Source organism: Burkholderia sp. BCC1208 (assembly GCF_902833095.1).
Lineage (GTDB): Bacteria > Pseudomonadota > Gammaproteobacteria > Burkholderiales > Burkholderiaceae > Burkholderia.
The window spans coordinates 271,248-297,988 of the sequence record NZ_CADFDY010000006.1; the positions used below are offsets into that span (position 1 = coordinate 271,248).

Consider the following 26,741-nt stretch of genomic DNA (forward strand, 5'->3'; position numbering starts at 1 on the left):
CTGGCTTGCGGACGAAATCGCGGCGGGGCGTGCATGGCGCCGTTCCTCGCGCGTGCTATGGTGCGTGCACCTTCACCGCACGACGTCCGGTTCCGGACGTGTTCCTTCGATGAGCCAACCTGAAAACGACCTCGCGATCCTGCTGCGCACGATGCAACCCGAACTGCATCCGGGTGCGTTCGCGTTCGTGTCACTGCCCAAAGAGGGAGACGTGTCGTTGTCCGACACGATTGCGACCTTCCGCGAAGCGGAAGGGCTGACGGTCGTGGTCGGCGAGGAGACGGCCGTGCGTCGCGGCTGGCCCGTGCTGTTCCGCGCCGCGTGGATCACGCTGACCGTGCATTCCGATCTTGCCGCCGTCGGGCTCACCGCGGCATTCGCGCGAGCGCTCGGCGCGGCCGGCATCAGTTGCAACGTGATGGCCGCCGCGTATCACGATCACATCTTCGTGCCGTTCGACGACGGCCCGCGCGCGCTCGATGCGCTCGTCGCACTACAGCGCGACGCGATGCACGGCTGACGCGAGAAGGGTATTGCGCGCAGGCAAAAAAACGGGCCCGTCACCGGGCCCGCGAACGGAGAGGATGGCGCCGGCGAACGACTTCCGGCGCGCGGCGGCTTACTTGACCGCGCCGCCCTCGAACCAGGCCGCGAGCTTCATCCGCTCGTCGTCGGTCATGTGCGTGACGTTGCCGATCGGCATCGCCTTCAGGCGCACGGCCTGATCGTAGATACGTTGCGCGTTCTTCGACACTTCATCCGGCGTGTCGAACATCACGCCCGCGGGCGCGCTGCCCATCAGCGTCGGCTTGGCCGAGTGGCACTCGACGCAGCGCTGCTGCAGGACCGGCATGATGTCGTTGATCACGATCTTCGGTGCGTTGGCCGCTTGCGCTTCCGGGGCGACCGGCTTGGGCATCGTCCACACCAGCGCGCCCGACAGCAGCGCGACGCCGCCGATCGGCAGATACCACAGCTGCTTGCCGCGGTGACGCATCACGAAGAACTGGCGAATCAGCGCACCGGCCAGCATGATCAGCACGAGCACGACCCAGTTGAACTTGTTCGTGTACGTCATCGCATAGTGGTTCGACAGCATCGCGAACACGACCGGCAGCGTGAAGTACGTGTTGTGCACCGAACGCTGCTTGCCGCGCTTGCCGTAGATCGGGTTCGGTTCCTCGCCCTTGAGCATCTTGTCGACCATCTTGCGCTGGCCGGGGATGATCACGAAGAACACGTTTGCCGACATGATCGTCGCGAGCATCGCGCCGACGATCAGGTAGGCGGCACGGCCCGAGAAGATGTGGCACGCGAGGTATGCCGCGATCACGACGTAGAGGCCCACGCAGATGCCGAGCACGCGATCGTTGGTGCCGAGGATGCGGCACAGCGAGTCGTAGACGATCCAGCCGGCGGCGAGGAAGCCGAGTGCGGAGGCGACGGCGACCACCGGCCCCATGTCGAGCACGTTCTTGTCGATCAGGTACGTGTTCGGTGCGAGCAGGTACAGCACGAAGAACAGCGTGAAGCCCGACAGCCAGGTCGTGTACGACGGCCACTTCGACCAGTGCAGGTCGTCGGGCATTTCCGGCGGGGCGACCGTGTACTTCTGCATGTTGTAGAAACCGCCGCCGTGGACGTGCCACAGCTCGCCGAACACACCGCGCTTGCGCTGGTTCGGGTCGGTCGGCGGTTTCAGGCTGTTGTCGAGCGCGACGAAATAGAACGACTCGCCGATCCACGCAATGGCGACGATGACGTGCAGCCATCGCAGCGCGAGGTTCAGCCAGTCGGTGATGAAGCCTTCCATGAAACTCCTCCAGACTCAGATCGTTTGTCTTGATGCAGGCGCCGATACGTGTGTCAGCTGCCGCGATAGGTGCTGTACGACCACGGCGACACGAGCAGCGGCACGTGGTAGTGCGAGCCGGTGTCGGCGATGCCGAAGCGCAGGACGACGCGGTCGACGAAGCGGGGTTCGGGCACCTTCACGCCGAGCGCCGCGAAGTAGTCGCCGGCATGGAACACGAGTTCGTATTCGCCGGCGGCGAGCGCGGCGCCTTCGAGCAGCGGTTCGTCGCAGCGGCCGTCGCTATTGGTCAGCACGGTCTTGATCGCGCGGCGCGAATCGCCGTCCAGCGCGTAGAGGTCCACCTTGATGGCAGCGCCGGGGCGGCCGTGCGCCGTATCGAGTACGTGGGTAGTGAGCTTTCCCATTCGTTGTTCCCTGTGTGAATGCGAGGTTCGGCGGCGACTCGATCCATTGACTGTGCGGCGGATCGAGGCTCCACGTCACGTGGCTACATACCCGTCGGCGAGATTGAAGCGAGCGCCGTGCAGGCATTGTAAAAAGGTTCCCCACGCAAATACGGGCGCGATATCAAAGATAATGCGCCGCGCATGAGCGGCTGTCGACGGCACGCCGGATACGGCTTCGAGCGAGGGTTCCGGCCGCCCGGCGGGGCGTCGCGCGGCGTACCATATCGAATCCCTGAAGGGCGGTATTCCGGATCGCGCATTGTGCGCGGCGCGCGCTTGGGCGATCCTCCCGCCGTGCGCATCGGCCCGTGGCCGGCGCGTACCCCGAAGACGGCGAGCACGCCGGGTAACCGGGCCAGGGCGTTCGAACGGACGCAGGCACCGGGGCGTGCCGCGATTCAGCGTTCGAACGGCTGTGTGACCGCTTCCAGGACAGCCCCTGGAGGCTGACCGACGCGGAGAACGCATGAATCTCGAGCAGCACGCTGGCGCACGCGCGCCGAACTCCTCTTCATCCCGCCCGACGACCCTGCTGGTCAAGCACGCCGACGTGCTCGTGACCATGGACGACACGCGCCGCGAGCTGCGCGACGCGGGGCTCTACATCGAAGACAACCGGATCGTCGCGGTCGGCCCGAGCGCCGAGCTGCCCGACACGGCCGACGAAGTGCTCGACCTGCGCGGCCACCTCGTGATCCCGGGGCTCGTGAACACGCACCACCACATGTATCAGAGCCTCACGCGCGCGGTGCCGGCCGCGCAGAACGCCGAGCTGTTCGGCTGGCTCACGAACCTGTACCGGATCTGGGCGCATCTCACGCCCGAGATGATCGAGGTGTCGACGCTCACCGCGATGGCCGAGCTGCTGCAGTCGGGCTGCACGACGTCGAGCGACCATCTGTACATCTACCCGAACGGCAGCCGGCTCGACGACAGCATCGGCGCCGCGCAGCGGATCGGCATGCGCTTTCACGCGAGCCGCGGCGCGATGAGTGTCGGCCAGCGCGACGGCGGGCTGCCGCCCGATTCGGTCGTCGAGCGCGAACCCGACATCCTGCGCGACACGCAGCGCCTGATCGAGACCTATCACGACGAAGGCCGCTACGCGATGCTGCGCATGGTGGTCGCGCCGTGCTCGCCGTTCTCGGTGAGCCGCGAGCTGATGCGCGACGCGGCCGTGCTCGCGCGCGAGTACGGCGTGTCGCTGCACACGCACCTTGCGGAGAACGTCAACGATATCGCGTACAGCCGCGAGAAGTTCGGGATGACGCCCGCCGAATACGCGGAAGATCTCGGCTGGGTCGGCCACGACGTGTGGCATGCGCACTGCGTGCAGCTCGACGATGCGGGCATCGGTCTGTTCGCGCGTACCGGCACGGGTGTCGCGCACTGCCCCTGTTCGAACATGCGGTTGGCGTCCGGTATCGCGCCGGTGAAGAAGATGCGGCTCGCGGGCGTGCCGGTTGGCCTCGGCGTCGACGGCTCCGCGTCGAACGACGGCGCGCAGATGGTGGCGGAAGTGCGCCAGGCGCTGCTGCTGCAGCGGGTCGGCTTCGGGCCCGACGCGATGACCGCGCGCGAAGCGCTCGAAATCGCGACGCTCGGCGGCGCGAAGGTGCTGAACCGCGACGACATCGGTGCGCTGAAACCCGGCATGGCCGCGGACTTCGCCGCGTTCGACCTGCGTCAGCCGCTGTTCGCGGGCGCGCTGCACGATCCGGTCGCGGCGCTCGTGTTCTGCGCGCCGTCGCAGACGGCGTACACGGTGGTGAACGGCAAGGTGGTGGTGCGGGAAGGGCGGCTCGCGACGCTCGATCTGCCGCCCGTGATCGAGCGTCACAACGCGCTGGCGCACGCACTCGTCGACGCATCGCGCTGAAGCCATGTTGAAGCCGTGCGGCCGCCGCGTTGGCGGGCGTGCCGCCGGCCATCGCCGCACCGCGCCGTGACGGCGCGGGCGGCGTGAGCCGCTACGCCTCGATCAGCGTGCGGGTGGCTTCGGCGACGAGGCTGCGCAGCCAGCGCACTTCGTCGGAGTAATGGCAGCGCTCGTGCCACAGCTGGTAGTACTGCATCGGCGGGAAGTCGAGCGGTGCGGGCACGACCGACAGCGGCAGGAACTTCGCGTAGTGATCGGCGAACAGCCGCGTGGTCGTGAAGATCAGGTCCGACTTCACGAGCACGTAAGGCGCGAGGTTGAAGTACGGCAGCGTGACGACCACATGACGCTTGAGCCGCTCGCGCGCGAGATGCACGTCGATCGCGCCGCGCTGGCCGACCGAATACGGCGTCGGCGCGAGATGCGGCGCGTTCAGGTACTGGTCGAGCGTGAGCCCGCCGCGCTTCGCGAACGGGTGCGTGTTGCTCATCAGGCAGACGATTTCATCGACGAACAGGTTCGACAGGTGCAGTTGCTCGGGCGGCTCGGGCCAGTTGCCCACGACGATGTCGAGCTTGCCGTCTTCCAGCGCGAGCTCGTAGTCGAACGCGGGGCCGAGCGAGTGGAACTCGAGCGTCGCGTTCGGCGCGGCCAGCCGAAAGCGTTCGACGACGGTCGGCACGAACAGCACGTTCAGGTAGTCGGGGCAGCCGATCCGGTAGCAGCGGATCGACGTGGCCGGGTCGAAATTGTGCTGCTGGAACTTGATGCGCTCGATTTCACGCAGCGCGTTCTGCACAGGCTCGAGCAGGCGCAGCCCGTATTCGGTCGGCACCATGCCGGATTTGCCGCGCACCAGCAGCGGATCGCCGGTGATGTCGCGCAGGCGCCGCAGCGCGGCGCTGATCGCCGGTTGCGACTGGTTCAGTTTGACGGCCGCGCGCGTGACGCTGCGCTCCATCAACAAGGTGTGCAAGACGCGCAAGAGGTACGTGTCGATCGCCTCGCGTTGCTGACTCATGTTATCTCCGGTTTATATGGCTGGGCTGATCGAGGGGTCGGTGGGGTATATCGTTTTTAATATGAACGAAAATCAGCGTCAAGGGATGGATACCCGCAGGCATCCGCCGGCCGGGCCGCGACAGGGGGCCTGAACGGGGAAAGACGGGGGCGTGGCGCCGCGCGGATCCGAATCGCGCGGACCGGATCGCGGCGCGGCGGGCGAGGCGGCGGGTGCGTCAGTCGTCGATGCGCATGCCGACCTTCAGCGTGACTTGCCAGTGCACGACCTGATCGCCTTCGATGTGGCCGCGCGTTTCGGTCACCTGGAACCAGTGCAGGTTGTGCAACGTCTTGCCGGCTTTCGAGATCGCGTTGCGGATCGCGTCGTCGCTCGATTGCCGCGACGAACCGGTCAGCTCGATCATCTTGTACACGTGGTCGCTCATGATGCGCTCCCTGGGACGTTCGTATGGTGGGCCGGTGCAAGGCGCGGTCCCGCAACGGTCCCGCAACGGTGCCGTGCATGCCCGGCTTCTTGAGTGATAGGTATGATGGGCGGCAAGTGCAACCCATATCGGAGACGAGGAACATCGTGGAAGTCGGATTTTGCGGACCGGGATTGATGGGCGCGCCGATGATTCGGCATCTGCTGGCGGCCGGGCATCGCGTCAGCGTGTGGAATCGCTCGCGCGACAAGGCCGACGCGCTGGTGAAGGACGGCGCGCAGGTGGTCGGCACGCCGCGCGAGCTGGCCGAGCGCGTCGATACGGTATTCGTGTGCGTGCTCGACGGCCGTGCGGTCGGCGACGTCGTGTTCGGCGAGCACGGGCTGCTTTCCGGTGACGCGGGCGCGCGCCGCCTGCTGCGCATCGTCGATCATTCGAGCATTCCGCCGGCCGCCACGCGCGACTACGCGACGCGCGCGGCCGCACTGGGAGTCGGCTGGGTCGATGCGCCGGTGTCCGGCGGCGTGCCGGGCGCGCAGGCCGGCACGCTCGCGGTGATGGCGGGCGGCCGCGCGGCGGATCTCGACGCGGTGCGCCCGCTGATCGATACGTATGCGTCGCGCATCACCCACATGGGCGACGCAGGCGCGGGCCAGACGGCGAAGCTGTGCAACCAGGCGATCGTCACCGCGACGGTCACCGCGATCGCCGAGGCGGTCGGCCTGGCGCAGGCGAGCGGCATCGACGCCGCGCGCCTGGCCGAGGCGCTGGCCGGCGGCTGGGCCGATTCGGTGCTGCTGCAGACGTTCGTGCCGCGCATGACGTCGGGCGGTCATCCACCGATCGGCGCGCTCGGTACGTTCCAGAAGGATGTCGATGCAATCGCGGACGCCGCGCGCGATACGGGCGCGGTGATGCCCGTGTCGGCCACCGTGCAGCAGGTGCTGAGGCTCGGCGCCGCGCAGGGGCTCGCCGGCGCCGATTTCGCCGCGTTCGTCGACATCGTGCGGCCGAACAACGGCCGTCGGCAGGCGTCGTGACGGGCAAGCGGGGCGCGTGAATGACAAATGGGCCGCCCGGAGGCGGCCCATCGAAGGGCTGGCGGATCAGCCGAGCGAGCGGGGTGTCGTGTCGCCGGCGTTCTGGCGGCCGAGGCCGCCGCGCAGGCTCGCTTTCGTGCCTGCACCAAACTCGGGCAGGATGCGCGCCCGCGCACGGCTCGCGAAGACGAGGAAGCCGAAGCCGTTCGCTTCGTACCAGTATCCGCCGTTTTCGAGGCCGTCGAGCGGCTGCTCGAGTGCGTTGGCGATCGATTCGATGCAGCGCTTGCGCAGCTCGGCGATGGCCGGATAGGGCGGCTGCGCGCCGCGGACGCTGCACAGGAGCACGTCGAGGCCGGGCAGCACGTGCGCATAGAGGACGGGTTCGTCCTGCGCGCGGGCGCGGGCAATCTTGGTGTCGAGTTGGGCAAACGGTTTCGAGTGGCGCAAGACCGCGAGGAATGACTCCTGGCCGTCCTGCTGCGCACGCCGACGTTTTTTCGGGAAGGACATAAACACTCGCCTCAAAAACAATTGCAAGAAATGCGGCACTTTCATGCGACCCACTCCCGGCTATGTACGCCGCATGTCGATCCTTTATAGCACACGAAAATGCTGCATTCGTGCAGTACGACGATCAATGTCTCCCGTCGACCTGCTCGCCATGATCGACACAGCCAGCGTCTTGGCGCCCGTACTGTCGTTTAGTCTCCATCATAGACCTGCTTTTCCCGCGCGTGCATTCGCTCGTCACAAAAAAATGAGATGGGCCGCATGCGGCGGTGCATCGCGTGCGCAATAAAAAGGCCCGCTCGAGGCGGGCCTGGCTGGCGCGACGCGGCGATCAGCGCTGCTTGAGCGAATCGCGGATCTCGCGCAGCAGCACGATGTCTTCCGGCGTCGCGGCCGGCGCGGCTTCGTCCGGCTTGCGCAGCTTGTTGATGAATTTCACCATCAGGAAAATGATGAACGCGAGGATCACGAAATTGATCGCCACGGTAATGAACGAGCCATAGCCGAATGCGGCGACGCCCGCGGCCTGCAGGTCCTTGAACGAATCGGGATTACCCTTGAACGACGGGGGGATGGTGCCGAGCAGAACGAACTTGTTCGAGAAATCCAGACCGCCGGTCGCCACGCCGATGACCGGCATGATGAGGTCTTTCACGACCGAGTCGACGATCTTCGAGAACGCGCCGCCGATGATCACGCCGACGGCGAGATCCATCACGTTGCCCTTGACGGCGAACTCCTTGAATTCCTTGATGATGCTCATGAGCGGCTTTCTCCTGGTTGGGGGCGAGGGAGGCGTGCCGCGACGCGCAGGATTGCTTTGCGTCGAATGAAGGTCGGAGGCACGCCGATGGCCGCATGATAGCGAACGCACCCCATTGCCGGTAGTCCATCTTGAAATGATTGACAAATCCGCGCGTCGGCGCGACCGGCCATGCAGCAGGGCCTGGCGTGCGCGCACCGGGTGTCGACACGCACGTCGACGCCCGGTGCGCGGGTGTTCAGGTGTTGTCGTCGGTCCAGCCGTCGTCGTTGCTGCCGAGGTCCATCCCGCCGCCGCCGCCGCCGCCGCTGCTACCGTCGCTCCAGTTCGAATCGTCGCCGCGGCCGAGATCGAAGCCCGGGTCGGCTTCCTGCCGGCGGCGCTCGCCGTCGACGATCACGTCGCGTTCGACCACGCGTTCGCGGCCGCCGGACATCGCTTCGCCGAGCAGCACGCCGGTCAGCAGGCCGCCCATCCCGCCGCCGAAACCGCCGCCTTGCTGGATCACGACGGGCGGCTGCTGTTGCGGATAGGGTTGTTGCGGCGGGTAGGGCTGTTGCTGATACGGCTGGCCCTGGGCGCCCGTCATGCGGTCGGCTTCCTGCGCGTACACGGAGCCGCTGCCGTTCGCCGGCGCCGCGGGCTGCGCGGCCGGGTCGGGGCGGCCTTCGACGCGTGCCTTCACGCTGGCGTGACGCTGTTCGAGTTCGTCGACGCGATACGGCGGCACCGGATTCTTGCCGTTCGACAGCGTCTCGACGAGCGTGCGCGCGTCGTTCTCGATCGCTTCGAGTTCGCCGGTCAGCGCCGCGGCGCCGGGCGCCGTCGACAGTTTCGCATCGAGCTTCAGCGGCCGGATGTCGTTCAGCACGTCGGTCGCGCGCTTGAGCTGCGTGCGGCGTTCGTCGTCGGCGCGGCCGTTGTCGGCCGTGCGCGCGCGCCGGAGCGTCCAGCGCAGCACCAGCGCGATCACGGCGACGATCAGCCCGAGGCCGATCCACATGCCGGTCGACGGGCCGTGCTTTTCCGCCGGCGCGACGGCGGGGGCGAGCCCCGGCTGCAGCGTGCCGGCCTGCGTGGCCGACGGCGTGTTGCCGCTCACGCGCGCGGCGTCGGCGCGAATGCGCGACTCCGTCTGCGCGAAATGCGACGCGTCGGTGAAGCGCAGCTGCGGATCGAGCGATTTCGCGCGCTGCAGTTGCGCGAGCGCGTCGGACGCGCGGCCTTCGCGGTCCAGCACCTGCGCATACAGGTAGCGCGCGTGCGCGTTGTTCGGATGGGCGTCGATGACTTGCGACAGCTGCGTGTCGGCGCGTTGCCAGTCGCGCTGCGCGATCGATTGCTCGACCTGCTGCAGCGACGGGACCGCAAACGCGGCGGACGACAGCAACATCAGCGAGAGGCCGAGTGCGGCGAGGGATTTCTTCATGGTCGAACCGGGCGCAGGCGCCCGTCTCCTGACGATCGGTTCGCGCCGCGCACCCGGGCCGGGGCGCGGCGCGGTTGCCCGCGCGGCGGTTACTGCGCGGGCGTATCGAGCTGCTTCTTCAGCGCGGCGAGGCGATCCTCGACCGACGGGCCCTTGTTCAACGCCGCGAGCTTGTCGTCGAGCGCCTTGCCGCTCGACGCATCGGCCGAATTGATGCGCGCATCCGAGCGTGCGTTCTGCAGCGCGACCTTGTCCTCGAGCTTCTGGAAGTCCTCTGACAGGTTCTTGCCGCCGATACCGCCCAGCGCGCTGGCGGCCACGTCCTTCGCCTGCGCGATTTCCTGCTTGGCCTGCAGGATGTTCGAGCGCGCATTCAGGTCGTTGCGGCGCTGACGCATGTCGGCGATCTGCCCCTTCAGCTTCTCGACCGACGGCTCGAGCGTCGTCAGCTCGGCCGCGAGCGCATCGCGCTCGGCTTCCGCGTTCGACTGGGCGGCGAGCGCCTCGCGGGCGAGCGCTTCGTCGCCGCCCTGCAGCGCGCGCTTCGCGCCGTCCTCGTACTTCTTCACCTTGTCGTCGGCCGCATCGCGCTTGCTGCGTTGGGTCGCGACCTGTGCCTCGATCTCGATCAGCGAATTCTCGGCACGGCCGATGCTGTCGTCGAGCTCCCGCACGATCTGCCGTGCGTCGCGCGACGGATCCTGTACCGAATCGGCCGCATCGTTCAGCAGGCCTTTGATCGTGCGCGAAATAGAGTCGAAAAGCGACATGAAATCCTCCGTGGTTGAAAGGCGCCGCGTGACCGCGGCAGTGCCCGCCGCGAGCCGATTCCGACCCGCGTGAGCCGGCGGATATTACACCACCGGTTCACTTAAATACGGCTTAAACGCGCGAGTTCAAGCGGCTCGCGCATCGGGACGCCCAACCTTTCGCCGCTGAAAGAAATTCGCCCGCGCGTGCCGTGTTGCGTGTCCATCATAGGCCGAGGATGCCGACAATACGTTCCGGAAATCACGGCATTGCGGGAATTTTTACAAAAAATCGCGAAGGCCCCCGATCGATTTCATTAAAATGCGCTGTCACGTCGCGGGAACGGATCGCCGCGCGGCGGGGTCTGTCGACGTGACAGCCGCATCTCGATGCACCCACTCTGATTCATCCGCTTGCATTTCCGCATGCGTCCGAGGGCGCGATGTACGCCCGCCATTCCGACATGCCAATTATCAAACGACCGCCTTCTTCTTCCGACAGGAACGAACCCCACTACACGCTGCGCCGTTCGCCGTCCGGAGCCTATTACCCCGATGACGACGATCACGACGACGGCCGCCGCGCGCAGCAGCGCAGCGGAGGTGGCGGAGGGCGCCGCCGCACGTTCGGCTCGCGCGTCGCGCTGTGGTTCGTCGGCCTGTTCGCGACACTGGCGGTCGTCGGCGCGCTGATCGTCGGTTACGCGCTGGTCGTGATGGCGCCGCAACTGCCGTCGCTCGATGCGCTGACCAACTACCAGCCGAAGGTGCCGCTGCGCGTGTTCACCGCCGATCACGTGCTGATCGGCGAGTTCGGCGAGGAGCGCCGCAGCCTCGTGCGCTTCCAGGACATCCCCGACGTGATGAAGAAGGCCGTGCTCGCGATCGAGGACTACCGCTTCTACGAGCACGGCGGCGTCGATTTCCTCGGCATCCTGCGCGCGGGCGTGGCCGACCTGATGCACGGCGGCGCGCGCCAGGGCGCGAGCACGATCACGATGCAGGTCGCGCGCAACTTCTTCCTGTCGAGCGAGAAGACCTACACGCGCAAGATCTACGAAATGCTGCTCGCGTACAAGATCGAGAAGGCCCTGACGAAGGACCAGATCCTCGAGCTGTACATGAACCAGATCTATCTCGGCCAGCGCTCGTACGGCTTCGCGGCCGCGGCGCGCGTGTATTTCGGCAAGGACCTGAAGGACATCACGCTCGCGGAAGCGGCGATGCTCGCGGGGCTGCCGAAGGCGCCGTCCGCGTACAACCCGGTCGTCAATCCGAAGCGCGCGAAGGTGCGTCAGGAATACATCCTGAAGCGCATGCTCGACATCGGCTACATCACGCAGCCGCAGTACGACGAAGCGATCAAGGAAGAGATTCACGTGCGCACGCCGGGCAACCAGTACGCGGTGCACGGCGAGTACGTCGCCGAAATGGTGCGGCAGATGATGTACCAGCAATACAAGGACGAAACCTACACGCGCGGCCTGACCGTCACGACGACGATCAACTCGGCCGACCAGGAAGCCGCGTATCAGGCCGTGCGTCGCGGCATTCTCGACTACGAGCGCCGTCACGGCTATCGCGGCCCCGAAGCGTCGATCAACCTGCCGGCGGCCGGCGACGAGCGCGACGAGGCGATCGACGACGCGCTCGCCGATCATCCGGACAACGGCGACCTGCAGTCGGCGGTCGTGCTGTCGGCATCGCCGAACGCGGTCGAGGTGCAGTTCGTCGGCGGGGCGACCACGACGATCGGGCCGGCCGGGCTGCGCTTCGTGTCGGCCGCGCTGGGGCCGCGCGCGAACAACACGCTGCGCATCAAGCCGGGCTCGGTCGTGCGCGTGCTGAAGGACGGCAAGACGGGCTGGCAGGTCGTGCAGTTGCCGCAGGTCGAAGGCGCGCTCGTCGCGATCGCGCCGCAGGATGGCGCGATCCGCTCGCTCGTCGGCGGTTTCGACTTCAACAAGAGCAAGTTCAACCACGTGACGCAGGCATGGCGGCAGCCGGGCTCCTCGTTCAAGCCGTTCATCTACTCGGCGTCGCTCGACAAGGGGCTGGGGCCGGCGACGATGATCAACGACGCGCCGCTGTACTTCCCGCCGAGCGTGCCGGGCGGCACCGCATGGGAGCCGAAGGACGACGACCAGCCGGACGGCCCGATGACGATGCGCACCGGCCTGCAGCGTTCGAAGAACCTGGTATCGATCCGGATCCTCGCGTCGATCGGCACGCAGTATGCGCAGCAGTACGTGACGCAGCGCTTCGGCTTCGATCCGGCGAAGACGCCGCCTTACCTGCCGATGGCGCTCGGCGCGGGCCTCGTGACGCCGCTGCAGCTCGCGACCGGCTATGCGGTGTTCGCGAACGGCGGTTACAAGGTCGATCCGTACCTGATCGCCGAAGTCGACGACGCGCGCGGCCAGGCGTTGCAGAAGTCGCAGCCGGTGGTCGCGGGCGGCACGGCGCCGCGCACGATCGAAGGCCGCAACGCGTATGTGATGAACAGCCTGCTGCATTCGGTCGCGACGGCCGGCACGGGCGCGGGCACCAACGCGCTGGGCCGCAACGACCTGCAAGGCAAGACGGGTACCACGAACGACGCGAAGGACGGCTGGTTCGCCGGCTATCAGCAATCGCTCGTCGCGGTCGCGTGGATGGGCTTCGACCAGCCGAAGAGCCTCGGTAGCCGCGAATTCGGCGCGCAGCTCGCGTTGCCGATCTGGGTGAACTACATGCGCACCGCGCTGAACGGCGTGCCCGAGCAGCAGATGCCGATGCCGGACGGCCTGACCTCGATCGACGGCGAGCTGTACTACGCCGATCGCACGCCGGGCAACGGCTTCGTCGCGAACGTCGACATCAACCCGGCCGAGAACGCGATCAGCGCGAACGACGCACTCGGCTCGGCCGGCGCGGCAGGGCTGGCGCCGCCGCCCGTCACGCCGCAGGAGAAGCAGCAGATCATGGACATGTTCGAGAACAAGTAAGCGGTACGCTGTTCTTCACCCATGCGACGGGCGCCTTCGGGCGCCCGTTTTTTTTTGCACGCGGCAGGCAGCGGAAGACGGTGAATCAGAACGACGCGCAGGCCGGCACGACGGTCATGCCGACCGATTGCTGGTGAAACCGCTGGACGTACGCTTGCCGGATCGCAGCGAGCCGTGCGCGCGTGTCGGCCGTGTCGTCGGCAATGATACGGATCACGAAGCTGTCTTCGCGCGTGACCGCGCCGGTCGTGCGATCGCGCCATTGGCCGTGCGTGTCCCAGTAGGTGAGGCCGTCGGGAAACCGCGGCGTGACCGTGTCGGCGAGGAAGGCCGCGCGTTCGGCATCGGTGACGGGGCCGCGCCCCGCGATGTCGCGACCGAACAGCAGGTCGGCCTGCAACATGCGGCTTTCGCCCGGTTGCGTGCAGGACACAGGTTGCGCGTTCGATGTGAACGAGGGCGGCGCGGCGCAACCGGCGAGCAGTGCGAGCGCCGCCGCGCATGCGGCCAGCCGCCGCATCTGCCCATTTCGCGTCGATCGACCTTCGCGCGCGCAAAACGCTGCGCGCTCAACCACTTGCGTACGTGTCCGGCGGGTTATCAACAGGGCTGTCAACATAATCTGGGGATAACCCTAGGGTGGTCCGTCGACGCCCGGTGCGGGTCAGTGCTGCAATTTCGCGTGCGCGAGATGCATGCCGAGCGTGGCGGGGTCGGTATTCGTGCCCGACAGCAGCACGCCGACGCGCTTGCCCTGCAGCGTTTCGCGCAGCGGGCCGAGCAGCGCGGCGAGCGCGGCCGCACACGCCGGTTCGACCGACAGCTTCAGATGCGAGAACAGGAACAGCATCGCGGCACGCAGCGCGTCGTCGGACACGGTCACGATGCGATCGACGTGGCGCCGGCACAGCTGGTAGCTGTATTCCTCGGTATGCGGCGCCATCAGCGAATCCGCGATCGTCTGCATCGCGCTCATCTTGATCGTGTGATTGGCCGCGAAACTGCGGCTCATTGCGTCGGCGCCTTCCGGCTCGACGCCGTACACGTGCACGCGCGGATTCGCGAGCCGCAGGGCGGTCGCCATGCCGGCCGCGAGGCCGCCGCCGCCGATCGGCACGATCACCGCGTCGAGATCCGGCGTCTGCGTCGCCCATTCGTAGCCGAGCGTCGCGGTGCCGAGGATCGTGTGATAGCCGTTGAACGGATGAATGAAGAAGCGGCCTTCCTCGGCCTCGATGCGCCGCACGAGATCGAACGCCTGCGACGCGCTGCCCGCCAGCACGACTTCCGCACGGTACTGCTTGCACTGCGCGATGCGCGTCGGGCTCGCGGTATGGAACATCACGACCTTCGCGCTGCTGCCGAGCCGCATCGCCGCATACGCGACGGCCGCCGCGTGATTGCCGGCCGACACGCAGGTGACGCCGGCGTTCTTGCGGCCTTCGTCGAGCGCGAGCAGGTGCGTGAACGCGCCGCGCGCCTTGAAGCTGCCGCTCGCCTGCAGCAGTTCGAACTTGAAGTTGACGTGCGTGCCTTCGAGGGAAGGCAGATCGGCGCGCTCGAACACGGGCGTGCGCGCGACCCAGGGCGACAACGCGAAATGCTGCGCGGCGATTTCGTCGAGCGTCGGAATCGGCTCGCCGTCGATCGTCGTATGGGCGGTGCCCTGTTGTTCAGTCGACATGACGTGGCGGGTAGCGGAGTGGGCCGGCCCGCACACGCGGGCCGGCGTGGCGGGAGGCAGTCAGTGCGCGTCGACCGACATGCTGCGGATGAACTTGCGCAGGAACTGCTCGCAGCCGGCGAGCTGCGCGAGCTCGACATATTCGTTCGGCTTGTGCGCCTGCTCGATGTTGCCGGGCCCGCACACGACGCTCGGGATGCCCGCGCGTTCGAACAGGCCGGCCTCGGTGCCGTACGCGACCTTGCGCTTGTCCTGGTCGGCCGTCAGCGCACGCACGAGCTGCGTGATCGCGGCCTGTTCGGTCGCGTCGAGGCCGGGCGCCGCGGCGATCTTCGAGAACTCGATCGCGGCGTTCGGATGTTCGCGAAGCATCTGCGGCAACAGCGTTTCCCGCGCATACGCTTCGATGCGCGTGAAGATCTGCTCGGGATCGAGCGTCGGCAGGTTGCGGAATTCGAAGTCGAACCGGCACTCGGCCGGCACCGTGTTGATCGCGTTGCCGCCCTGGATCGTGCTCGTTTGCGCGGTGGTGAACGGCACGTCGTACAGTTCGTCGAACGGGCCTTCGGCGCGAAAGCGCTCGGCGATGTCGCGGATGTGGCAGATGAGGCGCGCCGCATACTCGATCGCGTTGAGCCCCTTCGGCGTCAGCGACGAATGCGCCGCGTGGCCGCGCACGCAGCAGCGGTAGGCGTTGATGCCCTTGTGCGCGATGATCGGCCGCATGCTGGTCGGCTCGCCGACGATGCAGCCGGACGGCTGCACGCCACGCTTCACCAGATCGGCGATCATCAGCGGTGCGCCCGCGCAGCCGATTTCCTCGTCGTAGGACAGCGCGAAATGGATCGGCTTCGCGAGCTTCGTCGCCTGCATCTCGGGCAGCAGCGCGAGCGCCGTGCCGATGAAGCCTTTCATGTCGCAGGTGCCGCGGCCGTACAGGCGGCCGTCGCGGATTTCCGGCGCGAACGGATTGCTGTCCCACTGCTGGCCGTCGACCGGCACGACGTCGGTGTGGCCCGACAGCACGATGCCGCCGTTCGTCGAGCCGTCGTGCGCGGGCACGGTGGCAAACAGGTTCGCCCAGCCTTCGCGCGGATCGTGCGTGATCGTCGACGCGATGCCCTTCGCGGCGAGCGCGTCGCGCACCGTTTCGATCAGGCCGAGGTTCGGCACGCGGCTCGTCGTGTCCATCGACACGAGTTGCTTGACCCAGGGCAGGCTGACGAGCGATGCGTCGCCTTCGGTTGCGGCGGACGGCGCCGTCGCGTCGAGAGTGGACATGGCAAAACTCCGTCTGATGAATGGGAAATCATACTCAAAAACGCGCCGGCCCGCCTTCGTCGGGCGCGATGCGGTGCAGCAACGTCGCGCCCGTCAGGATCGCATCAACGGGCCGCGACGGCCGCTCCCTGTTTCGGGCCGAGCGCACGCAGCGTTTCCTTGATCGTCGACACGCGGATCGCGAGGTCGGGCGAGCGCGTCTCGATGCGCAGCTTGTCCTGGCCCGCGAGCTTGATGTGGCGATGCTTCTGCACCATCTCGATGATTCGCATCGGGTCGATCGGCGGATTCGGCTCGAACTGCAGCCCGATCGCGACCTCGCTCGCGTCGATCTTCACGATGCCGAGCGGCTTCGCGGCGATCCGCAGCCGGTGCGTCTCGACGAGCGCGTGCGCCTGCGGCGGCAGCTTGCCGAAGCGGTCGATCAGTTCCTCCTGGATGCCGTCGATCGCGTCGCCGTGCTCGCAGTTCGCGAGCCGCTTGTACAGCGACAGCCGCTCCTGTACGTCCGCGCAGTAGTCGGCCGGCAGGATCGCGGGCGCATGCAGGTTGATTTCGGTCGTCGCGGCGAGCGGGGCGGTGAGGTCGGGCTCCTTGCCGTTCTTCAGCGCCTTCACCGCGTCGTTCAGCATGTCCGTATAGAGCTGGAAGCCGATCTCGTGGATTTCGCCCGACTGCTTGTCGCCGAGCACTTCGCCGGTGCCGCGGATCTCGAGGTCGTGCATCGCGAGATAGAAGCCCGAGCCGAGTTCCTCCATCTGCTGGATCGCTTCCAGCCGGCGCTGCGCCTGCTTGGTCAGCGACTGCGGATCGTGGACCAGCAGGTACGCATAGGCCTGGTGGTGCGAGCGGCCGACGCGGCCGCGCAACTGGTGAAGCTGCGCGAGGCCGAACTTGTCCGCGCGGTGCATGATGATCGTGTTCGCGCTCGGCACGTCGATGCCGGTCTCGATGATGGTCGTGCACAGCAGCACGTTCGCGCGCTGCGCGACGAAATCGCGCATCACGCGTTCGAGTTCGCGTTCGTGCATCTGGCCGTGCGCGATCACGATGCGTGCCTCGGGCACGAGCGCCTCGAGCATCGCCTTGCGGTTCTCGATCGTCTCGACCTCGTTGTGCAGGAAGTACACCTGGCCGCCGCGCTTCAGCTCGCGCAGCATCGCCTCGCGGATCACGCTTTCTTCCTCGCGGCGCACGAAGGTCTTGATCGCGAGTCGCTTCTGCGGCGCGGTCGCGATCACCGAGAAATCGCGGAGCCCTTCGAGCGCCATCCCGAGCGTGCGCGGGATCGGCGTCGCGGTGAGCGTCAGCACGTCGACTTCCGCGCGCAGCGCCTTCAGCGCTTCCTTCTGGCGCACGCCGAAGCGGTGCTCCTCGTCGATGATCACGAGGCCGAGGCGCTTGAACTGCACGTCCGACGACAGCAGCTTGTGCGTGCCGATCACGATGTCGACCGTGCCTTCGTTGATCTGCGCGATCGCCGCGTTGATTTCCTTCGTGGTCTTGAAGCGCGACAGCTCGACGATCCGCACCGGCCAGTCCGCGAAGCGGTCGATGAAGGTCTGCGTGTGCTGCTCGGCGAGCAGCGTGGTCGGCGACAGCAGCGCGACCTGCTTGCCGCCCAGCACCGCGATGAACGCCGCGCGCAGCGCGACCTCGGTCTTGCCGAAGCCGACGTCGCCGCACACGAGGCGGTCCATCGGCTTGCCGCTCGTCATGTCGCCGATCACGGCCGCGATCGCCGCGGCCTGGTCGGGGGTTTCCTCGAAGCCGAAGCTTTCCGCGAATTTCACGTAGTCGCGCGGGTCGAGCGAGAACGCGTGGCCTTCGCGGGCCGCGCGGCGCGCGTACAGGTTCAGCAGCTCGGCGGCCGTATCGCGGATCTGCTGCGCGGCCTTGCGCTTCGCGCGCTCCCACTGGCCGGAGCCGAGCGCGTGCAGCGGCGCGCTGTCGGGATCGGCGCCGCTGTAGCGCGAGATCACGTGCAGTTGCGCGACGGGCACGTAGAGCTTGCTGTCGCCCGAGTATTCGAGATGCAGGAATTCGGTCTCGCCCTCGCCGAGATCCATCGACACCAGGCCCATGTAGCGGCCGATGCCGTGCTGCGCGTGGACGACCGGGTCGCCGACCTTCAGCTCCGACAGGTCGCGCACCATCGCGTCGACGTTGCTCGCCTGTTCCTGCCGGCGGCGGCCCGCGCGGCGGCCGAGTGCGCCGTACAGCTCGGTCTCGGTGACGATCGCATAGCCTTCGCCCGGCACCGCGAAGCCGCTCGCGAGCGGCGCGACGCCGAGCGCGAAGCGTTCGTCGCTCGCGAGCCAGCCCGCGAAGTGGTCGTTCGACGCGGGGCGCAGGTGGTGCTCGGCGAGCAGTTGCAGGATCGTCTCGCGGCGGCCGGCCGATTCGACGGTCAGCAGCACGCGCTTGCCCGACGCTTCGACGAACGTGCGCAGCGAGGCGAGCGGATCGTCGGCATGGCGGTCGACCGTGAGCTCGGGCAGCGCGGTCGCCCAGCCGCCGGCCGGCTGCGCGGGCAGCACGACGCGCGCGAACGGCTTCGCGAACGCGAAGAAATCCTCGTCGGACAGGAACAGCCGCCGCGGCTCGAGGATCGGCCGCTCGCGATCGTGCGCGAGGAACGCGTGACGCTGCTTCGTATCGGCCGTGAAGCGGCGGATCGATGCGTCGAGATCGCCGGTGAACACGAGATGCGCGTTCTGCGGCAGGTAGTGGAACAGCGTGGCCGTCTCGTCGAAGAACAGCGGCAGGTAATACTCGATGCCGGCCGACGGCACGCCGTTGCCGATGTCCTTGTAGATCGGCGCGCGGCTCGGGTCGCCTTCGAAGGTTTCGCGCCAGCGGCTGCGGAAGGCCGTGCGCGCGGCTTCGTCGAACGGGAACTCGCGGCCGGGCAGCAGGCGCACGTCGCGCACCGGGTAGAGGCTGCGCTGCGTGTCGGGATCGAACGCGCGGATCGAATCGACCTGGTCGTCGAACAGGTCGATCCGGTACGGCAGCGGCGAGCCCATCGGGTACAGGTCGATCAGCGAGCCGCGCACGCAGTATTCGCCGGGTCGCACGACCTGGCTCACGTGCTCGTAGCCGGCCAGCGTGAGCTGCGCCTTCAGCTTCGCCTCGTCGAGCCGCTCGCCCTGCGCGAACGCGAACGTGTACGCGGCCATGAACGAGGCCGGCGGCATCCGGTACAGCGCGGTGGTGGCGGGCACGAGCAGGATGTCGCAGCGGCCCTCGCCGAGGTCGTGCAGCGTCGCGAGCCGCTCGGACACGAGGTCCTGGTGCGGCGAGAAGGTGTCGTACGGCAGCGTTTCCCAGTCGGGCAGCAGGCGCACGCGCGCATCGGGCGAGAAATAGGGGATTTCCTGGGACAGCCGCTGCGCGTCGGCCGCGTTCGCGCAGATCACCGCGAGGAGCGGCACGTCCGGGCGGTTGTCGGCGAGATAACGGGCGATGGCGAGCGCATCGGCGGAGCCGTGCGCGCCGTCGAAGGCGAAACGCTGGCCGGGCTTGACGCGGGCAACGGGTGAAGCGGACGGGGTGGAAGCGTTATCTGGCATAGGGACGGCAGGGGTGGCGTGCACGGGCGCACGCGGTGCGCCGGTCGAGACGAAAGACCTATTATAAAATCCGCTTCTCGATTTCATCTTTCCGGCGTTTCCCCTTCGTGACTCCCCGACTTTTCGCCCTGATTCCCTGTGCCGGCACGGGCAGCCGTTCCGGCTCGGCCGTGCCGAAGCAATACCGCACGCTGGCCGGCCGCGCGCTGCTGCACTACACGCTCGCCGCGTTCGACGCGTGCAGCGAGTTCGCGCAGACGCTTGTCGTGCTCGCGCCCGACGATTCCCATTTCGACGCCCGCCGCTTCGCGGGCCTGCGCTTCGCGGTGCGCCGCTGCGGTGGCGGCTCGCGCCAGGCGTCGGTGCTGAACGGGCTGCTGGAGCTGGCCGAATTCGGCGCGACCGACCACGACTGGGTGCTCGTGCACGACGCCGCGCGCCCGGGCATCACGCCGGCGCTGATCCGCACGCTCGTCGCGACGCTGAAGGACGATCCGGTCGGCGGCATCGTCGCGCTGCCGGTGGCGGACACGCTCAAGCGCGTGCCGGCCGGCGGCGACGCGATCGCGCGCACGGAGTCGCGCGACGCGCTGTGGCAGGCGCAGACCCCGCAGATGTTCCGCATCGGCATGCTGCGCGACGCGATCCTGCAGGCGCAGCGCGAAGGGCACGACCTGACCGACGAAGCGAGCGCGATCGAATGGGCCGGCCACACGCCGCGCGTCGTGCAGGGCAGCCTGCGCAACTTCAAGGTCACGTACCCGGAAGATTTCGCGCTCGCGGAAGCGATTCTCGAGCGCCCCGCGAACGCTTCCTGACTTTCACCTCATCTCAAACCGGATTACGCATGGATTTCAGAATCGGACAAGGCTACGACGTGCACCAGCTCGTCGAGGGGCGCCCCCTCATCATCGGCGGCGTGACGATTCCGTACGAGCGCGGCCTGCTCGGCCACTCGGACGCGGACGTGCTGCTGCACGCGATCACCGACGCGCTGTTCGGTGCGGCCGCGCTGGGCGACATCGGCCGCCATTTCTCCGACACGGATGCGGCGTTCAAGGGCGCGGACAGCCGCGTGCTGCTGCGCGAGTGCGTCGCCCGCGTGAAAGCGGCCGGCTTCGCGATCCAGAACGTCGACAGCACCGTGATCGCGCAGGCGCCGAAGCTCGCACCGCATATCGACGGGATGCGCGCGAACATCGCGGCGGATCTCGGGCTGCCGCTCGATCGCGTGAACGTGAAGGCGAAGACCAACGAGAAGCTCGGCTATCTCGGCCGCGGCGAGGGTATCGAGGCACAGGCCGCCGCGCTGCTGGTGAGGCAGGGCGACTGACGTCCGGCCGTGGCGGCGTCCGGTTCGCGCTGCCCGCCGTGCCGCCGAAATGAAAAATGCCACGCGAATGCGTGGCATTTTCGTTGGCAGCCGGCGCGGCTCATGGCCGCGCGGCCGGATCGCTCATTCGCCTTCGGCGGCGATCACCTGCGCGGCGGCGTTGATCACCGACGCGATGCGACCGACGTCGCGCAGCTGCGTGACGGTCATCCCTTGCTCGTTCTTCAGCAGCGCATAGTGCGACTTCACGCAGAAGTGGCACTTGCCGACGATCGACGCGGCCAGCGCGTACATCTCGAACTTGCGCTTGTCGACGCCGCCGTGCGTCGCATACGCGCCCATCCGCAATTCGGCGCGCTGCGTCTTCAGGTCGGCGTCGTCGGCCATCTCGACATACGGATACCAGGTGTTGTTCATCCCCATCAGCGCGGCCGCCGTCAGCACGGCGTTCGTCTCCTCGGGCGACAGCACGCCGGCTTCGCGGATCGTCTTGACCAGCACCGTGCTCTTCGCCGCGATGGCCGCCGCCAGCGCCACGCCGACCGCGTCGGTGCCTTCGAGCGACGAGCGCGAGATCGTGCCGTCGAGATTCAGGCGAATGTCCTTCGCGTAGTCGGGGATACGTGCCTTAATCGAGTCGATGAATTCCATTGATATCTCCTATGGGTTGGCCGTTAAAAAAGCCCGCAGGCAGGACGTGCGCCGCGGGCTTCGTGCATCGATGCGCTTACAGCGTTGCGCCGCCGACTGCACGGTTGCACGGGCACAGTTCGTCCGTTTGCAGGCCGTCCAGAATGCGCAGGACTTCTTCCGGGCTGCGGCCGACGTTCAGGTTGTTCACCGAAACGTGCTGGATCGTGTTGTCCGGATCGACGATGAACGTTGCACGCAGGGCCACGCCGGCTTCCTTGTCGCGCACGCCGAGCTGGTCGATCAGCTCGCCCTTGACGTCGCCGAACGAGTAGTGGTTCAGCTTGTCGAGGTCCTTGTGCTCACGGCGCCATGCGAGCTTGACGAATTCGTTGTCCGAGCTGCCGCCGAGCAGGACGGCGTCGCGCTCTTCGAACTGCTTCGTGAGCTTCGCGAACTCGACGATTTCCGTCGGGCACACGAACGTGAAATCCTTCGGATAGAAGTAGATGATCTTCCACTTGCCCGGGAACGACGCTTCGGTGACGGTCTCGAACGCCGACTGGCCGTTTTCCTCGTGATTATTGAAGCCCGGCTTCGCGGCTACGACGGTGAAAGCTTCGAGTTTATCGCCCACGGTTTTCATGCGGATACTCCTGTGTGAGTTGGGAAGAAGACTGAGTCAAACTACCTCGGTGCTGCAACGATGATGTGACAGCATGGGTACGACTATAACACTATTAAAGTAGCGCTTCAATAGATTTTGACTAACGATCCTCATAGCTTTTGTCAACCGGATCGATAGTGTGACGCGCAAGATGCGTGCGCGAACGTGTCATGCGGTCGCACGCGCCTTGCCGGCGCCGGGGAATTCGAGCGTGACTTCGAGGCCGGCTTCCGGGTGGCGGTTGCGCAGGCGCAGCGCGCCGCGGTAGCGGCCGACGAGCCGCAGCACGATCGCCATTCCGAGGCCCGTGCCGTCCGCCTTGGTGCGCGCGGTGTCGACGCGATAGAACGGCCGCATCACGAGCGGCAGTTGATCCTCGGGGATGCCGGGGCCTTCGTCGCTTACCGACAGCTCGACGCGCGCATGCGACACGCGCGTCTCGAGCGTGATGCGCGAGATGCCGTCCTGCTTGCTCTGGCCGTACTTGCGCGCGTTCTCGACGAGGTTGCCGATCACGCGCCGCATGTCGGTCTCGTCGGCTTCGATGATCGCGCTCGGCGCGAGCCGCGTGCGGATCTCGACGCCGTCCTCGCCCGACACGCGCGCGGCGACGTCCTGCGCGACCGACGACAGGTCGACGGGCTCGGGCTTGCGCTGCGACGGGCGCGCATAGTCGATGAAGGCCGCGATGATGCGGTCCATCTGTTCGATGTCGTCGACCATCGCGTCCTTGGTCGCCTGGTCGGACGGGCTCATCTCGGTTTCGAGCCGCAGCCGCGCGAGCGGCGTGCGCAGGTCGTGCGAGATGCCCGCGAGCATCAGCGCGCGATCGGCCTCGAGCTGTTCGAGGTCGCGCACCATCTGGTTGAAGCTGCGGTTGGTATCGGCCGCGACGCCCATCCCGCGCTCGGGCAGCGGCTCGGGCGCCTGACCCGAACCGACCTGGCGCGCGGCGAGCGCGAGCCGCGAGAACGGCCGGTTCACGAGGCTCGTGATGAACGCGGAGCCGAACAGCGACAACGCGAGCGCGAACAGCCCCCAGCCGGCCCACTGCAGGCCCGTGACGTTGTCGAGCTGGTCGCGATCGAGTGCGACCCAGTAATCGTCGTCGTCGATCTTGAAGCTGATCCATACGCCGGGAATGTCGTTGACCGACTGCGCGATCACGGTATCGTCGCCGAGGCGGCTGCGGATATCGTGTTCGATCAGGCGGTTCAGCGATTCGTCGGGCTGCAGCTTGAACTTGTCGGTTTTCTCGCGCGGGTACACGCGCACGCCCTCGTTGCTCTCGAGATCCTGCAGCAGCGCGCGCCGCAAGTCGGGATCGGAATAGAGCAGGGCGGTGCGCGTAAGCTTCACGACCGCGACGAGCTGGAGCGCGACGCGCTGCGCACGCGGCTCGCGTTCGATCACGCGAAAGCTCTGGAACCACGCGGCGAGACTGACCGAGATCAGCAGCGCGATCAGCAGGAAGGTGCGCCAGAACAGCCCGCCGAACGCGAGCTGCAGAAGGCGCCGGTCGATACGCATGGGACGGGCCGTGGGCGGGGCGAAACCGGGAAGGAAAAAGCTCAGGCGGCGCCGTCCGGAATGAACACGTAGCCGAGACCCCAGACGGTCTGGATGAAGCGCGGGCTGCCCGGATCCGGTTCGATCAGCTTGCGCAGGCGCGAGATCTGCACGTCGAGGCTGCGGTCGAACACTTCGTATTCGCGGCCGCGTGCGAGCTCCATCAGCTTCTCACGCGACAGCGGCTGGCGCGGGTGACGCGCGAACACTTTCAGCACCGAGAATTCGCCGGTGGTCAGCGGAATTTCCTGGCCGGACTTGGTCAGCGTGCGCGTGGCGAGATTCAGCGAGAATTCGCCGAACTCGAACACCTCGGTGGTTTCCGACGGCGCACCCGGCAGTTCGGCCGGCGCCTGGCGGCGCAGCACCGCATGAATGCGCGCGACCAGTTCGCGGGGGTTGAACGGCTTCGGCAGGTAATCGTCGGCGCCCATCTCGAGGCCGACGATGCGATCGACATCCTCGCCCTTCGCGGTGAGCATGATGATCGGCGTGCGGTCGTTGCTGCCGCGCAGCCGGCGGCAGATCGACAGGCCGTCTTCGCCGGGCAGCATCAGGTCGAGCACGAGCAGGTCGAAACGCTCGCGTACCCAGAGCTTGTTCATCGCGGTTGCGTTTTCCGCGACATAGACGTTGAAACCCTGTTCGCCGAGATAGCGGCGCAGCAGGTCGCGCAGGCGGGGGTCGTCGTCGACAACGAGAATCTTCGAGGGGTTTTTCGTTTCCATGATCGGCATCTTATCGCGAATGGGAATTGGCGCACGGCCGCGTGTTTTCGTGCGTTACAGTCGGTTACAAAATTTACCCGTAGTGTCGCACCGAGTAAAGGCACGCTATAGAGATTCCTTTACTCGAAGCCGAAATTCGTTAGATACTCCCCAGCACTCCATCTTTCATCTTTGCACACCCGAATTCCGCAGGGTTTTTCAAGTACCAGAGGTAGCCGGTTGCCGCGTGACGAAGGGAACAAATCGACCAAAGAAGCGAGGACGGTCATGCGATCTGCCCGGATTGCACTGATGCTGACGATCGCACTTGCCGGTCCGTATGCGTCGAACCCCGCCTATGCGCAGCGCCCCGAGCAGGGCGCATCGTCGCGCAAGCTGCCGCGCGGCAAGGCGCCGCAGCCCGATCGCGCCGCCGACATGACGGTCCGTTCCGCCGTGCCTCCCGATCTCGAACAGCGCCGTCGCGACGGGCACATGACGCCCGAAGAGCGACACCTGTTGCGCCAGCACATCGAAGACGCCGTTCGCGAGTTGTACAAGCGCTGATCCGTGCCGTCGTTCGCCTTGCGCGGAAATCTCCGCGCGGAAAGAATTCGTAGCACTTTTTCCGTCAACTTTCGGCTGCCGAATGCCGTTGTACGGGCATCCGCACCGCCGGTGCGTTCCGGGAGTCCATGACGATGAAAGCGAACGCTGCCGCACCGGCGCCGTCGCCTGCCATGCAGTCGCCGCTCGATGCCGACGACGCGCTGTTTTTCCTCAGTCGCACCGGTTTCTCTCCCGCTCCCGCCGAGGTCGCGCGCATCGTCGGCATGACGCGTGCGCAGGTCGTGGCCGATACGCTCGGCAGCGCGCGACGCGAACCCGTCACGACGTGGCCCGACTGGCTCGCCGAGCCGCCGCCGACGCGTGCGCAGCGCCAGGCACTGACGCCCGAGATGCGGCGCGACGAGCAGCGCGAGCGCAATCGCCGCTACGACACGTTGCGTGCGGCCTGGGTCAACGAGATGGTCGCGACGCCGTCGCCGCTCACCGAGCGCATGACGCTGTTCTGGCACGGGCATTTCACGTCCGGGCAGGACAAGGTGTCTTATCCGCAGACGATGGCCGCGCAGAACGCGCTGTTTCGCCGCGAGGCGCTCGGCAACTTCGGCACGCTGCTGCACGCGGTCGCGAAGGATCCGGCGATGCTGCAGTATCTCGACGGCGCGAGCAATCGCAAGGGTCGTCCGAACGAGAATTTCGCGCGCGAGGTGATGGAGCTGTTCACGCTCGGCGAAGGGCATTACACGCAATACGACGTGACCGAGGCCGCGCGCGCGATGACGGGCTGGACGGTCGATCCCGACACGCTGCGCTTCGCGGTGCGGCCCGAATGGCACGATGCCGGCGACAAGACGATCCTCGGCGAAACCGGGCCGTTCGACGGCGACGGCTTTCTCGACATCCTGCTGAAGCGGCCGGGCACCGCGCGCTTCATCGCCGGCAAGCTGTGGCGCGAGTTCGTGTCCGATACGCCGGAGCCGCGTGCGCTCGACGCGGTGGCCGAGCGGTTTCGCGCGAGCGGCTACGATATTCGCGCGGCGCTCGCCGCGCTGTGGTCGACCGACGCGTTCTGGGATCCGCGCAACCGCGGCGTGCTGGTCAAGTCGCCGGCGGAATTCGTGGTCGGGTCGGTGCGACTGTTCGACGTGGCGTACGGCGATCCGCAGATGCTCGCGAACACCGTGCGCACGCTCGGACAGAACCTGTTCTATCCGCCGAACGTGAAGGGCTGGCCGGGCGGCGCGCTGTGGATCAACAGCACCACGCTGCTGTCGCGCAAGCAGTTCGTCGAGCAGTTGTTCCGCGCGACCGAGACGGCCGGCATGCGCCCGCCGGCCCGTGGGATTCCGCCGTCGCCGAACGCGCATGCGCATGCGATGCCGGTGGCCAGCGCGGCGTCCGCCGCCGGCCAGCGCGGCATGCCCGCGAAGCCGGCGCGCGGCGGCTTGCGTTTCGACCTCGAGCGCTGGCTCGCCCAGTATCGTGCGCGGCCGCAGGCGATCGCGGGGTTATCGACCGAGCTGCAGTTGCAGCACGCGGTGCTGCAACTCTCGCCGGTCGCGGCGATCGACACGGATTCGACCGGCAGCGCGTATCTCGAGGCGCTGCTGATGGATCCGGCCTATCAACTGAAATGATCCGAACAACGACGAAGCGGG

General features: G+C 67.1%; 24 protein-coding genes. 8 read left to right on the plus strand and 16 right to left on the minus strand.

The window, feature by feature from the left end; genetic code table 11:
* Nucleotides 1-109: 109 nt before the first annotated feature.
* The gene (locus HWX09_RS16315; protein WP_027784718.1) at nt 110-520 is read left to right on the plus strand and encodes an ACT domain-containing protein; all 411 of its coding nucleotides are present in this window, start codon (nt 110-112) and stop codon (nt 518-520) included.
* 99 nt (nt 521-619) lie between these two features.
* Here HWX09_RS16315 and HWX09_RS16320 read toward each other — a convergent pair whose 3' ends face one another.
* Nucleotides 620-1,813 (minus strand): urate hydroxylase PuuD, encoded by a 1,194-nt coding sequence (locus tag HWX09_RS16320; protein ID WP_027784717.1) that lies wholly within the window; start codon nt 1,811-1,813, stop codon nt 620-622.
* A 53-nt stretch (nt 1,814-1,866) separates the two neighbouring features.
* The gene (uraH, locus tag HWX09_RS16325) at nt 1,867-2,220 is read right to left on the minus strand and encodes a hydroxyisourate hydrolase (protein WP_027784716.1); all 354 of its coding nucleotides are present in this window, start codon (nt 2,218-2,220) and stop codon (nt 1,867-1,869) included.
* Nucleotides 2,221-2,728: 508 nt separating this feature from the next.
* On the opposite strand from uraH, the gene HWX09_RS16330 reads away from it, so the two are divergent.
* A complete protein-coding gene (locus HWX09_RS16330; protein WP_027784715.1) occupies nt 2,729-4,141 on the plus strand; it encodes an 8-oxoguanine deaminase in 1,413 nt (470 codons plus the stop codon).
* 91 nt (nt 4,142-4,232) lie between these two features.
* On the opposite strand, the gene HWX09_RS16335 is transcribed toward HWX09_RS16330, so the two are convergent.
* On the minus strand, nt 4,233-5,162 hold the full coding sequence (locus HWX09_RS16335; protein ID WP_006478550.1) for a LysR substrate-binding domain-containing protein: 930 nt from the start codon (nt 5,160-5,162) through the stop codon (nt 4,233-4,235).
* 217 nt (nt 5,163-5,379) lie between these two features.
* Nucleotides 5,380-5,589: a dodecin gene (locus tag HWX09_RS16340; RefSeq protein WP_006493215.1), complete on the minus strand. Its 210-nt coding sequence runs from the start codon at nt 5,587-5,589 to the stop codon at nt 5,380-5,382.
* 146 nt (nt 5,590-5,735) lie between these two features.
* Between HWX09_RS16340 and HWX09_RS16345 the strand changes: the two genes are divergently transcribed.
* Nucleotides 5,736-6,629, plus strand: coding sequence for an NAD(P)-dependent oxidoreductase (locus HWX09_RS16345; RefSeq protein WP_027784714.1), 894 nt, complete (start codon nt 5,736-5,738; stop codon nt 6,627-6,629).
* 66 nt (nt 6,630-6,695) lie between these two features.
* Here the strand turns inward: HWX09_RS16345 and HWX09_RS16350 are convergent, their stop codons facing one another.
* From HWX09_RS16350 to HWX09_RS16365, 4 genes are all read right to left on the minus strand, one after another.
* Nucleotides 6,696-7,142 (minus strand): hypothetical protein, encoded by a 447-nt coding sequence (locus tag HWX09_RS16350; RefSeq protein WP_027784713.1) that lies wholly within the window; start codon nt 7,140-7,142, stop codon nt 6,696-6,698.
* 331 nt (nt 7,143-7,473) lie between these two features.
* On the minus strand, nt 7,474-7,905 hold the full coding sequence (gene mscL, locus HWX09_RS16355) for a large conductance mechanosensitive channel protein MscL (RefSeq protein WP_027784712.1): 432 nt from the start codon (nt 7,903-7,905) through the stop codon (nt 7,474-7,476).
* Between the two features lie 238 nt (nt 7,906-8,143).
* On the minus strand, nt 8,144-9,334 hold the full coding sequence (locus tag HWX09_RS16360) for a tetratricopeptide repeat protein (protein WP_027784711.1): 1,191 nt from the start codon (nt 9,332-9,334) through the stop codon (nt 8,144-8,146).
* Nucleotides 9,335-9,423: 89 nt separating this feature from the next.
* Entirely contained in the window at nt 9,424-10,104 is a 681-nt protein-coding gene (locus HWX09_RS16365) for a PspA/IM30 family protein (protein ID WP_027784710.1), read from the minus strand.
* Between the two features lie 443 nt (nt 10,105-10,547).
* On the opposite strand from HWX09_RS16365, the gene HWX09_RS16370 reads away from it, so the two are divergent.
* Nucleotides 10,548-13,070, plus strand: coding sequence for a penicillin-binding protein 1A (locus HWX09_RS16370; protein WP_027784709.1), 2,523 nt, complete (start codon nt 10,548-10,550; stop codon nt 13,068-13,070).
* A gap of 85 nt (nt 13,071-13,155) precedes the next feature.
* Here HWX09_RS16370 and HWX09_RS16375 read toward each other — a convergent pair whose 3' ends face one another.
* The 4 genes from HWX09_RS16375 to mfd all read right to left on the minus strand — a co-directional run bounded on the left by HWX09_RS16375 (nt 13,156) and on the right by mfd (nt 19,697).
* Nucleotides 13,156-13,590, minus strand: coding sequence for a DUF3574 domain-containing protein (locus HWX09_RS16375; protein WP_027784708.1), 435 nt, complete (start codon nt 13,588-13,590; stop codon nt 13,156-13,158).
* 144 nt (nt 13,591-13,734) lie between these two features.
* Complete coding sequence (locus HWX09_RS16380) at nt 13,735-14,754, minus strand: threonine/serine dehydratase (RefSeq protein WP_027784707.1); 1,020 nt, start codon at nt 14,752-14,754, stop codon at nt 13,735-13,737.
* Nucleotides 14,755-14,814: 60 nt separating this feature from the next.
* Nucleotides 14,815-16,035, minus strand: coding sequence for an acetylornithine deacetylase (argE, locus tag HWX09_RS16385; protein ID WP_027784706.1), 1,221 nt, complete (start codon nt 16,033-16,035; stop codon nt 14,815-14,817).
* 104 nt (nt 16,036-16,139) lie between these two features.
* On the minus strand, nt 16,140-19,697 hold the full coding sequence (gene mfd, locus HWX09_RS16390) for a transcription-repair coupling factor (RefSeq protein WP_089500304.1): 3,558 nt from the start codon (nt 19,695-19,697) through the stop codon (nt 16,140-16,142).
* A gap of 20 nt (nt 19,698-19,717) precedes the next feature.
* Here mfd and ispD point away from each other — a divergent pair, with 20 nt between their 5' ends.
* Together ispD and ispF are read left to right on the plus strand one after the other, a co-directional pair.
* Nucleotides 19,718-20,428 (plus strand): 2-C-methyl-D-erythritol 4-phosphate cytidylyltransferase, encoded by a 711-nt coding sequence (gene ispD, locus HWX09_RS16395; RefSeq protein WP_027784704.1) that lies wholly within the window; start codon nt 19,718-19,720, stop codon nt 20,426-20,428.
* A gap of 29 nt (nt 20,429-20,457) precedes the next feature.
* Entirely contained in the window at nt 20,458-20,943 is a 486-nt protein-coding gene (gene ispF, locus HWX09_RS16400; RefSeq protein ID WP_027784703.1) for a 2-C-methyl-D-erythritol 2,4-cyclodiphosphate synthase, read from the plus strand.
* A gap of 123 nt (nt 20,944-21,066) precedes the next feature.
* Here the strand turns inward: ispF and HWX09_RS16405 are convergent, their stop codons facing one another.
* The 4 genes from HWX09_RS16405 to ompR form a co-directional block, all read right to left on the minus strand.
* On the minus strand, nt 21,067-21,594 hold the full coding sequence (locus HWX09_RS16405) for a carboxymuconolactone decarboxylase family protein (protein ID WP_006478562.1): 528 nt from the start codon (nt 21,592-21,594) through the stop codon (nt 21,067-21,069).
* Between the two features lie 76 nt (nt 21,595-21,670).
* Nucleotides 21,671-22,219, minus strand: coding sequence for a peroxiredoxin (locus HWX09_RS16410; protein ID WP_006478563.1), 549 nt, complete (start codon nt 22,217-22,219; stop codon nt 21,671-21,673).
* Nucleotides 22,220-22,408: 189 nt separating this feature from the next.
* The gene (locus HWX09_RS16415; RefSeq protein WP_027784702.1) at nt 22,409-23,770 is read right to left on the minus strand and encodes an ATP-binding protein; all 1,362 of its coding nucleotides are present in this window, start codon (nt 23,768-23,770) and stop codon (nt 22,409-22,411) included.
* A gap of 41 nt (nt 23,771-23,811) precedes the next feature.
* The gene (ompR, locus tag HWX09_RS16420) at nt 23,812-24,537 is read right to left on the minus strand and encodes a two-component system response regulator OmpR (RefSeq protein ID WP_004199523.1); all 726 of its coding nucleotides are present in this window, start codon (nt 24,535-24,537) and stop codon (nt 23,812-23,814) included.
* Between the two features lie 267 nt (nt 24,538-24,804).
* On the opposite strand from ompR, the gene HWX09_RS16425 reads away from it, so the two are divergent.
* Nucleotides 24,805-25,083 carry a hypothetical protein gene (locus tag HWX09_RS16425; protein WP_027784701.1) on the plus strand — a complete coding sequence of 93 codons (279 nt, stop codon included), beginning with the start codon at nt 24,805-24,807 and terminating at the stop codon, nt 25,081-25,083.
* Nucleotides 25,084-25,217: 134 nt separating this feature from the next.
* Nucleotides 25,218-26,720, plus strand: a complete 1,503-nt coding sequence (locus HWX09_RS16430; protein ID WP_027784700.1) for a DUF1800 domain-containing protein — start codon at nt 25,218-25,220, stop codon at nt 26,718-26,720.
* The last annotated feature ends 21 nt before the right edge of the window (nt 26,721-26,741 follow it).

Coding starts and splice junctions, on each gene's coding strand:
- HWX09_RS16380 (WP_027784707.1), bottom strand. CDS start 14,754: ATGTCGACTGAACAACAGGGCACCGCCCATACGACGATCGACGGCGAG.
- HWX09_RS16350 (WP_027784713.1), bottom strand. CDS start 7,142: ATGTCCTTCCCGAAAAAACGTCGGCGTGCGCAGCAGGACGGCCAGGAG.
- HWX09_RS16320 (WP_027784717.1), bottom strand. CDS start 1,813: ATGGAAGGCTTCATCACCGACTGGCTGAACCTCGCGCTGCGATGGCTG.
- HWX09_RS16330 (WP_027784715.1), top strand. CDS start 2,729: ATGAATCTCGAGCAGCACGCTGGCGCACGCGCGCCGAACTCCTCTTCA.
- HWX09_RS16425 (WP_027784701.1), top strand. CDS start 24,805: ATGCGATCTGCCCGGATTGCACTGATGCTGACGATCGCACTTGCCGGT.
- ompR (WP_004199523.1), bottom strand. CDS start 24,537: ATGGAAACGAAAAACCCCTCGAAGATTCTCGTTGTCGACGACGACCCC.
- HWX09_RS16365 (WP_027784710.1), bottom strand. CDS start 10,104: ATGTCGCTTTTCGACTCTATTTCGCGCACGATCAAAGGCCTGCTGAAC.
- HWX09_RS16410 (WP_006478563.1), bottom strand. CDS start 22,219: ATGAAAACCGTGGGCGATAAACTCGAAGCTTTCACCGTCGTAGCCGCG.
- HWX09_RS16405 (WP_006478562.1), bottom strand. CDS start 21,594: ATGGAATTCATCGACTCGATTAAGGCACGTATCCCCGACTACGCGAAG.
- HWX09_RS16315 (WP_027784718.1), top strand. CDS start 110: ATGAGCCAACCTGAAAACGACCTCGCGATCCTGCTGCGCACGATGCAA.
- uraH (WP_027784716.1), bottom strand. CDS start 2,220: ATGGGAAAGCTCACTACCCACGTACTCGATACGGCGCACGGCCGCCCC.
- HWX09_RS16335 (WP_006478550.1), bottom strand. CDS start 5,162: ATGAGTCAGCAACGCGAGGCGATCGACACGTACCTCTTGCGCGTCTTG.
- ispF (WP_027784703.1), top strand. CDS start 20,458: ATGGATTTCAGAATCGGACAAGGCTACGACGTGCACCAGCTCGTCGAG.
- HWX09_RS16415 (WP_027784702.1), bottom strand. CDS start 23,770: ATGCGTATCGACCGGCGCCTTCTGCAGCTCGCGTTCGGCGGGCTGTTC.
- mfd (WP_089500304.1), bottom strand. CDS start 19,697: ATGAAATCGAGAAGCGGATTTTATAATAGGTCTTTCGTCTCGACCGGC.
- HWX09_RS16360 (WP_027784711.1), bottom strand. CDS start 9,334: ATGAAGAAATCCCTCGCCGCACTCGGCCTCTCGCTGATGTTGCTGTCG.
- mscL (WP_027784712.1), bottom strand. CDS start 7,905: ATGAGCATCATCAAGGAATTCAAGGAGTTCGCCGTCAAGGGCAACGTG.
- HWX09_RS16430 (WP_027784700.1), top strand. CDS start 25,218: ATGAAAGCGAACGCTGCCGCACCGGCGCCGTCGCCTGCCATGCAGTCG.
- argE (WP_027784706.1), bottom strand. CDS start 16,035: ATGTCCACTCTCGACGCGACGGCGCCGTCCGCCGCAACCGAAGGCGAC.
- HWX09_RS16340 (WP_006493215.1), bottom strand. CDS start 5,589: ATGAGCGACCACGTGTACAAGATGATCGAGCTGACCGGTTCGTCGCGG.
- HWX09_RS16370 (WP_027784709.1), top strand. CDS start 10,548: ATGCCAATTATCAAACGACCGCCTTCTTCTTCCGACAGGAACGAACCC.
- HWX09_RS16375 (WP_027784708.1), bottom strand. CDS start 13,590: ATGCGGCGGCTGGCCGCATGCGCGGCGGCGCTCGCACTGCTCGCCGGT.